This window comes from Bartonella fuyuanensis (assembly GCF_014197255.1).
Taxonomy (GTDB): domain Bacteria; phylum Pseudomonadota; class Alphaproteobacteria; order Rhizobiales; family Rhizobiaceae; genus Bartonella; species Bartonella fuyuanensis.
Map to the genome: position 1 here is coordinate 1 of NZ_JACIFE010000031.1, position 7911 is coordinate 7911.

The 7911-nt window shown below is 36.4% G+C and carries 10 protein-coding genes; 6 read left to right on the forward strand and 4 right to left on the reverse strand.

Going from position 1 to position 7911, the window contains the following annotated elements:
• Positions 1 to 296: 296 nt before the first annotated feature.
• The 4 genes from GGR08_RS07225 to GGR08_RS07240 all read right to left on the reverse strand — a co-directional run bounded on the left by GGR08_RS07225 (position 297) and on the right by GGR08_RS07240 (position 2740).
• Entirely contained in the window at positions 297 to 920 is a 624-nt protein-coding gene (locus GGR08_RS07225) for a lambda exonuclease family protein (protein WP_183194658.1), read from the reverse strand.
• 1 nt (position 921) lies between these two features.
• Positions 922 to 1752, reverse strand: a complete 831-nt coding sequence (gene bet, locus GGR08_RS07230) for a phage recombination protein Bet (protein ID WP_183194659.1) — start codon at positions 1750 to 1752, stop codon at positions 922 to 924.
• A gap of 99 nt (positions 1753 to 1851) precedes the next feature.
• On the reverse strand, positions 1852 to 2262 hold the full coding sequence (locus tag GGR08_RS07235) for a hypothetical protein (protein ID WP_183194660.1): 411 nt from the start codon (positions 2260 to 2262) through the stop codon (positions 1852 to 1854).
• 220 nt (positions 2263 to 2482) lie between these two features.
• On the reverse strand, positions 2483 to 2740 hold the full coding sequence (locus tag GGR08_RS07240; RefSeq protein ID WP_246350197.1) for an XRE family transcriptional regulator: 258 nt from the start codon (positions 2738 to 2740) through the stop codon (positions 2483 to 2485).
• 163 nt (positions 2741 to 2903) lie between these two features.
• Here GGR08_RS07240 and GGR08_RS07245 point away from each other — a divergent pair, with 163 nt between their 5' ends.
• The 6 genes from GGR08_RS07245 (at position 2904) to GGR08_RS07270 (ending at position 7345) form a co-directional block, all read left to right on the forward strand.
• On the forward strand, positions 2904 to 3224 hold the full coding sequence (locus tag GGR08_RS07245; RefSeq protein WP_183194662.1) for a hypothetical protein: 321 nt from the start codon (positions 2904 to 2906) through the stop codon (positions 3222 to 3224).
• 10 nt (positions 3225 to 3234) lie between these two features.
• Complete coding sequence (locus GGR08_RS08430) at positions 3235 to 4749, forward strand: hypothetical protein (RefSeq protein ID WP_246350200.1); 1515 nt, start codon at positions 3235 to 3237, stop codon at positions 4747 to 4749.
• 250 nt (positions 4750 to 4999) lie between these two features.
• Entirely contained in the window at positions 5000 to 5473 is a 474-nt protein-coding gene (locus GGR08_RS07255) for a crossover junction endodeoxyribonuclease RuvC (protein ID WP_183194663.1), read from the forward strand.
• Positions 5463 to 5804, forward strand: coding sequence for a hypothetical protein (locus GGR08_RS07260; protein WP_246350202.1), 342 nt, complete (start codon positions 5463 to 5465; stop codon positions 5802 to 5804). The genes GGR08_RS07255 and GGR08_RS07260 overlap by 11 nt, the downstream gene beginning before the upstream one ends.
• A complete protein-coding gene (locus GGR08_RS07265; protein WP_183194665.1) occupies positions 5797 to 6906 on the forward strand; it encodes a YdaU family protein in 1110 nt (369 codons plus the stop codon). Before GGR08_RS07260 ends, GGR08_RS07265 begins: the two co-directional genes overlap by 8 nt.
• Entirely contained in the window at positions 6821 to 7345 is a 525-nt protein-coding gene (locus GGR08_RS07270) for a hypothetical protein (protein ID WP_246350205.1), read from the forward strand. The genes GGR08_RS07265 and GGR08_RS07270 overlap by 86 nt, the downstream gene beginning before the upstream one ends.
• The last annotated feature ends 566 nt before the right edge of the window (positions 7346 to 7911 follow it).

The following is a 7911-nucleotide window of genomic DNA, read 5'->3' on the forward strand; positions in this document are numbered from 1 at the left end:
TTCCATATTTTGTCAGGATGTGCTGTTGAATTTGGTAATGGGATATCGGATTTCAGATAGATAAGCAGTTCACCAGTAGGTTTGATTTCTATGAGCTCACATCCTTGTTTTTTTGCTTCTCGTAAAGCACGAGCAATGGCTGGTTGTGTTATAGCAGCTGGACGAGGCGCCATATTTTTTCTCCTTACATTTAGATGTAATTCACCCCTTTCGTGAATCACGTATTGATGAAAATTTTTATGAAAGGGTGGGGGTGCTAGGAGGCATGAATTCAGAAAAGCACCCCCATAACAACATTACGCAGCTTTTATTGAGATTCTTTGTATCTCTCTTTCTATTTCTGTTAAGAAGCTTTCAACTTCTTGATTGATTTGTTGAATTTCTTTGTCATTTCGGTAGAGGCGTTTAATTTTTATTCGCAAGTGAGATGATGTTCCTGCAAAGCGTGGGTCATAGCTTACAAAGTCACACCATTGACGTCCTGTACAAGCCATTTGGAATTGCATTTGCGTATGGTATTCAGGCCTGATTTCGTTATCGATACAAAATCGTATATGGGTCGTTGATCGAGGGCATTTGACTTCGACTAAACCGTCATCTCCAATAAGTCCATCAGGGCTTGCACCAGCCATTTTGATTGTGGGGTGCTGGATAAAGCCGCATTTTGTTATTTCGACATCATAAATGAAGCTATATTCTCTCAAGGCGTTCTCTTCATGCTCTATCCCCCAACGCATATTTTCAGTTTCATAATGGGGGCTTATTTCACCGATTAAACGTTCTGTGATGAGTTTGATTTTGTACTCCTCATATTTGCCTGTAGGAGTTCCCTTTGCTGTTTTATTGATAACGTTGTAAACATTAGATGCAGTGACTTTTCCTAGCCTTGCTTGAAACCATTGTGCTGTTCTTTGTTCCATTTCACACCACCATTGTTTGTTGCTCTTGTTGTGTTGGCACATATTTGATATCTTGAGCGTGAATATATTCTGCATCTTGTATAGGAATGTCCTTCTGCTCTTGGGGTGAGAGGTATTCGAGAGATCTTTCTCGTTGGATATTTTGCTTTTTTTCTAAAAGTCCTAAAACCTCTTGTGCTTTTTCAAAAGACAGGTCTGTTAGTTTTTCTACGTTTGCGTACGAGAGAAGGCTATTTTCATTTGTCTTTGTTTGGTTAATCAATTCTTTGATTTGTTCCAGCATGTCATGAGAGATTGGTTTATTTTCTTCTGTATGATTGATTTCATTGATACGATCTGCCTCATCTTCTTCATAGATACCAGAAAAACCGAAAGCATAACGCGCACATTGTATGGTGGCTTTATGGCGTAACATACGAGCTGGGTATTTTTGCCAAGTGTCACTTTTTTGTTTGCATTCGTTTAAATATTCAGTAACTTCGATAGGATCTTTAATGCTTTTGAGACGAATAGCGCATTTGATAGCAATCAGATTACCATCCTTATCAAGTTGATCTTGAAAGGTCATGCCATCAAATTGAGAATTAGATTTAATGATCTTAATCCATCCATCAATAGAGACAACAGGGATAATACCGCCACCTCTTTTAGGGAGAGCATAAATTTCTTTTGTTAAAGGGTTAAGACCATAAGTATTGGCTACAGAGATAAAGGCAGCAAATTCTTCATCAGAGAAGTTATGATTGATACAGGTTTTGATAATTGTTTTCCGAAATTGTTCATGAGAAAACCCATATTTGCTAGCCATGGTTGTTAAAGGGGAATTTATCATATTAAAATCCTATTAATACATGATTTGTTTTTTAAGCTCTTGAGGAGGGATAAAATTTTTCATTACAAACCTCATTTGGATGGGAGGAAGGGGGCGTTTTTAAAAACGCCCTGTATAGTATGGATAGTTTGGAATGATATCCCAAATAGTTAAACGGTTTTGCTGCTCATATGTCCCGTATGTTTCATCTTCATATCGCTGTTGTTCGATTTCTTCTAAAAAAAAACCGTATGCTGAACTATGCTTAATAAAATCGTGAGGTATATTTCCGTTGAAACACTGTTCTTCACATTCTTTAAGATAGAATTCAGCAAGATCTTCAGAGATATCTTCGCAACGATTAGCGGTTGGTTCGATACGGAAGATTTGGACAGCATTATCGGTTTGGTCGATAAATTTGATCATGTCCTTTTCTTCTAAGAAAGGACCGGATTTAGCAAGATTTTGCTCTTCATTTTCGCAGATTACTAAGAGAATTTCATCAGAGTTTATAAACACTGGTTTTTTCATAAATGCCTCCATTTAAAAAATAATAAATACATTTTGAAAAAAACAACCTTGACAAGGGCATTTTTTTTTCTGGTATGGTGTTGTATATTTCATATTTAATGAACGAGGTCAACTAAAAAATTCATAAAATATGAAATTTTATGAAGGCAAAAGCTAATCATGGATAATACAATGTTAGAAAAACTTTGGAATTATGGAGATAAAAAAGTGAGGGCAGTTATTATTCTTTGTCTAAAGAACAAGAATTTTGAAGAATCGTTAAAACAGCTTTCTGAACTTCAGGTTTTGCTTGATAGTAAAGACGAATAAATTGTTCAGATTCTTTTATTAAAAAAGGCGGGATTTCACCAAAAAAATCAATAATTTTTATTAGTTCATCAGCTCTTATTGATCTAGGTTTTATTGGTTTCTTTTTTTCTGAGTTATTTAGCATATTGCTTAAAGTAGATTGCAATATCCCTAAATGTTTAGCGAGCATTTTTTTGCTGCCATGCCCATTTTTAGCTAATTGCTCATTAAGCCACGCCTTTAACTGATCTGATTCCATAAAAATAAGGATCTTTCATGTGATATGAAAAATCAATAAAAAAAAACTGAATTTTTGTCTTTCTAAAATTCATTAAATATGAAATTTTATTATTATGAAAAAAGAACCTGCGTATACCATAATAAAATATTTAGGGGGGGCTGTTAATGTTTCGCGTATTTTACAGAAATGTAAAGGTGCTGTTTATCGTATCACTTATTCTAAAGAGAAGGGTGGTTCTAATGGATTATTTCCTTCAATTTATCAAGCGCAATTATTAACCTACGCGCGTGAGCATGGGATAGACTTGCGCCCCGAAGATTTCTTTTATCCCGAGCGTTTGCAGTCATTAATGCAAGAAAAACAAACACCCCCAACGTCAAAATTTACAAAAAATCCTAGCGTTTATAACGCGGGTAATAATTTACAACTTTGAGGAGATCAAAATGAATTTTACTGACGTTTTATCTATAGCAGCAATCCCGCTTTTTTTAGGTATTTTAATCTTGGTACGACTTATTTTTGATTATCGCAATCAAGCCAAGGCATTTAAAGAGAACATTGAAGGTTATAAAAAAGAAATTCAAACGATCAAGAATGAATTTTCAAAGGAAACTGTAGAGCTTACTCATGAACGTGATGTTGCGATTAAAGAGCAGAATAGAGCGACTATGGAGCGCGATGCTGCGATTAAAGAACAGAATAGAGCAGTGATGGAGCGTGATGCTGCGATTAAAGAGCAGAATAGAGCAGTTATGGAGCTTGATGCTGCGATTAAAGAGCAGAATAGAGCAGTTATGGAGCTTGATGCTGCGATTAAAGAGCAGAATAGAGCGACTATAGAGCGTGATGTTGCGGTTAAAGAGCAGAATAGAGCAGTGATGGAGCGTGATGCTGCGATTAAAGAGCAGAATAGAGCAGTTATGGAGCGTGATGCTGCGATTAAAGAGCAGAATAGAGCAGTTATGGAGCTTGATGCTGCGGTTAAAGAGCAGAATAGAGCGACTATGGAGCGTGATGCTGCGGTTAAAGAGCAGAATAGAGCAGTGATGGAGCGTGATGCTGCGATTAAAGAGCAGAATAGAGCAGTTATGGAGCTTGATGCTGCGGTTAAAGAGAAAAATAGGATTATTAATGTAAGTAATAGAGACATTGGAAATTATATTAATACTCTTAAAACACGTAATGAATCTATTGAAAAAAGCGATCTTATAATCAAAGAACTGAAGCAGAAAATAGATGAATATGATGAAGTCTTCAGACAGAAGGATGGAATTGTAGATACATTAAAAACAGAAGTTCAATCACGGGGTGAAGAAATTGCAAAACTTCAACAGGAGATCATTGAACTTAGAGCTAATATTGTAGCAGTTGATCCAACTAAAAAGTATGAATTCACTGGTGACATCAAAGAATACAAACACAATGGTGAGAAAGGTAGTTGTACGCATATTCTACATCGTATTCGCGCCTTAAAAGATTTTGGAACCATTAAGAAAGGTGATTTAGGCGGTTGGATAGCGAAAGAGGGAAATCTTAGTCATGAAGGTGACTGTTGGGTAGGGGGAGAGGCTATGGTTTTTAATAATGCGCAAGTTTACTTTAATGCGCAAGTTTATGATAAAGCACAGGCTTATGGAGAGGTCGTTATTGGTGGTAATGCCAAGGTTTATGGCAATGCTCATGTCTATGACAATGCGGAGATTTGGGGTTCATCACAGGTTTATGAAGATGCGTGCGTTTATGGATATGCGACCATTACTCAGAATGCACAAGTTCATGGCAAGGCACAAGTTTATGAAGAGGCATTAATTTATGGAACTGCAAATATTTATGAAAATGCAACTGTTCATGGTGATGTACGTGTTGCGACAGAAAGCATTGGTGGCGGCACTTTAGTTAATAGTGGAGAAATGTCTTCTGCTAATAAAAATGGCGCTTCACAGAAGAAGGATAAGTGATGGGATAGAGATGAGCTTACTTGCGCTTATTATATCTTGTTATGCAGCTTATACTGTTTTTAAAACCACGAGAATGTTTAGGCAAGAGATAGATGAAAAAGACGAAATGATACGCGAACAAGAAAAGCTTATCCAAAAATTATCTTTTTCTCACGTTTCTTATTGTGTGAATTGCAGTAAAATTGTGTGCAGAGAAGTTGTTTAAAGCACCATTTTAAGAGAGAAAAATTAGTAAATACAGGTGGTTTAGATGCTGCATACAATTCTTTGTCTTGATCTAGGGACCAAGACAGGCTGGGCGATATGCGGTGCGGATGGTCATATAACAAGCGATACAGAAGATTTTCAGTCACGCCGTTTTGAAGGCGGTGGCATGCGTTACTTGCGCTTTAAACGGTGGCTTACTGAATTAAAGAGGTCTGTTGATGAAATTGATGCGGTGTATTTTGAAGAGGTACGTCGGCATGTAGGTACAGACGCTTCTCATGTTTATGGGGGCTTTTTAGCAACATTAACATCTTGGTGTGAACATCATCAGATACCGTATGAAGGCATTCCCGTTGCTACCATTAAGAAAGCAACGACAGGAAAAGGAAATGCTTCAAAAGAAGAAATGATTAAGGCAATGCGTGCAAAAGGACACGTGCTTTGTGATGATAATGAAGCGGATGCTTTGGCAATTTTATATTTAGTTAAAGGCAAGGAGATTGGGGATGTCCAATAGAAATAAGTTTGTAACAATTAATGTAGAGAAGTGTCTTCTTGATATTGTTTTGTTACCAGCGATTGAATGCAATGTTTATCTCAGGTTGCGTTTGCAAATGCTCTACACTGGCGAACCTCTTATAAATAATTCACAAGGATTCTCTTATCTTACTAAATGTTCAATAAAAAGATTTGAAAAAGCGTTAGATTATTTATTGAGGGTTGGAGTCATCATACGTTTAGAAGACGGTCGTTTATGGAGTTTACAGGTTGAAGAGGAACTCAACAGCCTTAGTGAAGAAGAGCTAGATAATTTCACTTGCAATAATATGGAGGTAAGGCATGTCTAATGGTATGCCGTGGATAAGATTTCATTTGTATGATTGGATTAGTGGTACAGATGGGATGACATTGGAACAACGGGGCGTTTATATAACACTTCTTGTTCGCATGTACGATAAAAAAGCGCCAATTAAAACAGATTTTGAAACGCTTTCACGTGCTTGCAATTGTTCACGAAAAAAATTCGCAACTATCATCGAATATTTAATGAGGAATGATAAACTTGTTGAGATAGATGGTGGGTTGTGGAATACGCGCGTTGAAGAAGAGCTAAAAGATTTTGCTGATAAAAAAGATCATATATCACAAATTCGTAGTGAAGCTGGTAAAAAAGGTGCACAAGCAAAAAACAATACAAAACAACATGTTAATAATTTTGCTGAAGCAAACGACAAGCAAAATGATTTTTTTGCTGAAGCAAAAGATAAGCAAAACGTTTTTTTTGCTGAAGCAAATGACAAGCAAAATCTAGCTATAAAGAACCAGAACCAGAATAAGAATAATATATATAAAAAAAATAAAACTATCGTTTTATCAAAAAAAGAAACTGAATTTGAAGATTTAGAAACAACGGATTTGGTTGAAGAGCCAACAGAGGTTGATGCAGTTGAGGGCCAATCAGAGCAAACCGCAACATCATCAGATAAACAATCTCCCATTCACGAGCAAGAAAATGTTCCTAAAAAAGCCAAGCGGTCTAAAGCTAATCGGGGTTGTCGATTACCGGATGATTTCGAACCCGATTACGATTTTGCAATCGAAGAGGGCTTGCCTCCAGAGCGAGTGAAAGTCGAAATCGCAAAGTTTCGAGATTACTGGCGTTCAAAAGCTGGAGCAAATGCAACCAAAATCGATTGGCAAGCGACGTGGCGTAACTGGATAAGAAATTCAAAAGATCATAAAATCAATAATCAAGGTGGCAACTATGGAAGTTATAATCAAAGGCAAAAAAGCATTGGTGAGCGTATCGCAGACAGTGTCCTTGATATCGGAAATCGAGGATATTTTGAAGCACATTCACGAGATGATAGCACCGGGCTTTCCGTTGATTTTGAAAGATGGCAGCCAATTAACGAAACAGCAGGAAGCGATTGCTTTAGAGGCTGGTGATCAATTGCAAGAGCTTTTCTCAGTGAAAGCAAGCAAAGAGGATATTGCCAAAGCACTTCGCATGTTATCCTGTGGTTTGAAAATATCGCAACAATCGGATCATGAGGGAATGGCATTGACGTATGGAATGGTTTTGGAAAATGTTTCGGCATGGTCACTGATGACAACGGTTAAACGAATTTTATGTGATGATATAGGTGGTTTATCAGATACGTTTTTTCCAAGTACACGTGAACTTGTAAGGTTGTGTCGTGATTTGGAAAATAGCTTATTGACGAAAGCTAATCTTGTCCGCAAGGCGATTTTGAATACCCGTGAAAAGCTTTTGAAAGGACAGGAAGCGAAAGAACATTTTAGTCCCCTAACAGCTATTCACAAGCAAGAGCTTGCAGAGGTTTTGAAGGGTCTGAGAAGTGTTGTTAAGAATATTGAAGGTTAGCAAAGTAGTGCAATTTTCTGATAATTTTGTGATTAGACATACGTTTAAATTGACAAAAAGGCACCGTACAGAGCGATTTAAAGATTTTATGATGTTTTATTATGAAAGTTTAAAACGCTTGTCTACAGTCAAATTTGAGTCAAATAAACCTATTGGTAAAGTTATGGTTTTATTATGGAAATATTAAAACAGATGTTCTTTAAAAATCGTAAACAGCCTATGCAAAAAAAGTTTGTTGCAACAGCGGTTGGATATGCACCATGGGGATTAGGGGTAGCTGAGTATTTTTACAATCTCTAATCGGTATAATATCAAAAAAAACAATAAAGTCAATATGTTGAGTGCAATTATTTTATATGAATCCACTTAAGAATCCATCCTTTTATGTATGATTCATTTGATCATTTTTTATATAAGATTGGCATGTATGAATAGACCCTAAAAAGCAAATCATGATGCAAATATTATAACGCATGGTTGCATTCAAATGAAATGAAAAGCAGATGTCATTCATAATAGTTTATAAATTTTATGATACGTTTTTTTCTCACAGCACAAATCACATT

What these genes read in the sequence shown, in the direction of transcription:
- GGR08_RS07240 (WP_246350197.1), bottom strand. Translation starts at nt 2,740, where the DNA reads ATGCTCGCTAAACATTTAGGGATATTGCAATCTACTTTAAGCAATATG.
- GGR08_RS08430 (WP_246350200.1), top strand. Translation starts at nt 3,235, where the DNA reads ATGAATTTTACTGACGTTTTATCTATAGCAGCAATCCCGCTTTTTTTA.
- GGR08_RS07235 (WP_183194660.1), bottom strand. Translation starts at nt 2,262, where the DNA reads ATGAAAAAACCAGTGTTTATAAACTCTGATGAAATTCTCTTAGTAATC.
- GGR08_RS07260 (WP_246350202.1), top strand. Translation starts at nt 5,463, where the DNA reads ATGTCCAATAGAAATAAGTTTGTAACAATTAATGTAGAGAAGTGTCTT.
- GGR08_RS07265 (WP_183194665.1), top strand. Translation starts at nt 5,797, where the DNA reads ATGTCTAATGGTATGCCGTGGATAAGATTTCATTTGTATGATTGGATT.
- bet (WP_183194659.1), bottom strand. Translation starts at nt 1,752, where the DNA reads ATGATAAATTCCCCTTTAACAACCATGGCTAGCAAATATGGGTTTTCT.
- GGR08_RS07225 (WP_183194658.1), bottom strand. Translation starts at nt 920, where the DNA reads ATGGAACAAAGAACAGCACAATGGTTTCAAGCAAGGCTAGGAAAAGTC.
- GGR08_RS07270 (WP_246350205.1), top strand. Translation starts at nt 6,821, where the DNA reads ATGATAGCACCGGGCTTTCCGTTGATTTTGAAAGATGGCAGCCAATTA.
- GGR08_RS07245 (WP_183194662.1), top strand. Translation starts at nt 2,904, where the DNA reads ATGAAAAAAGAACCTGCGTATACCATAATAAAATATTTAGGGGGGGCT.
- GGR08_RS07255 (WP_183194663.1), top strand. Translation starts at nt 5,000, where the DNA reads ATGCTGCATACAATTCTTTGTCTTGATCTAGGGACCAAGACAGGCTGG.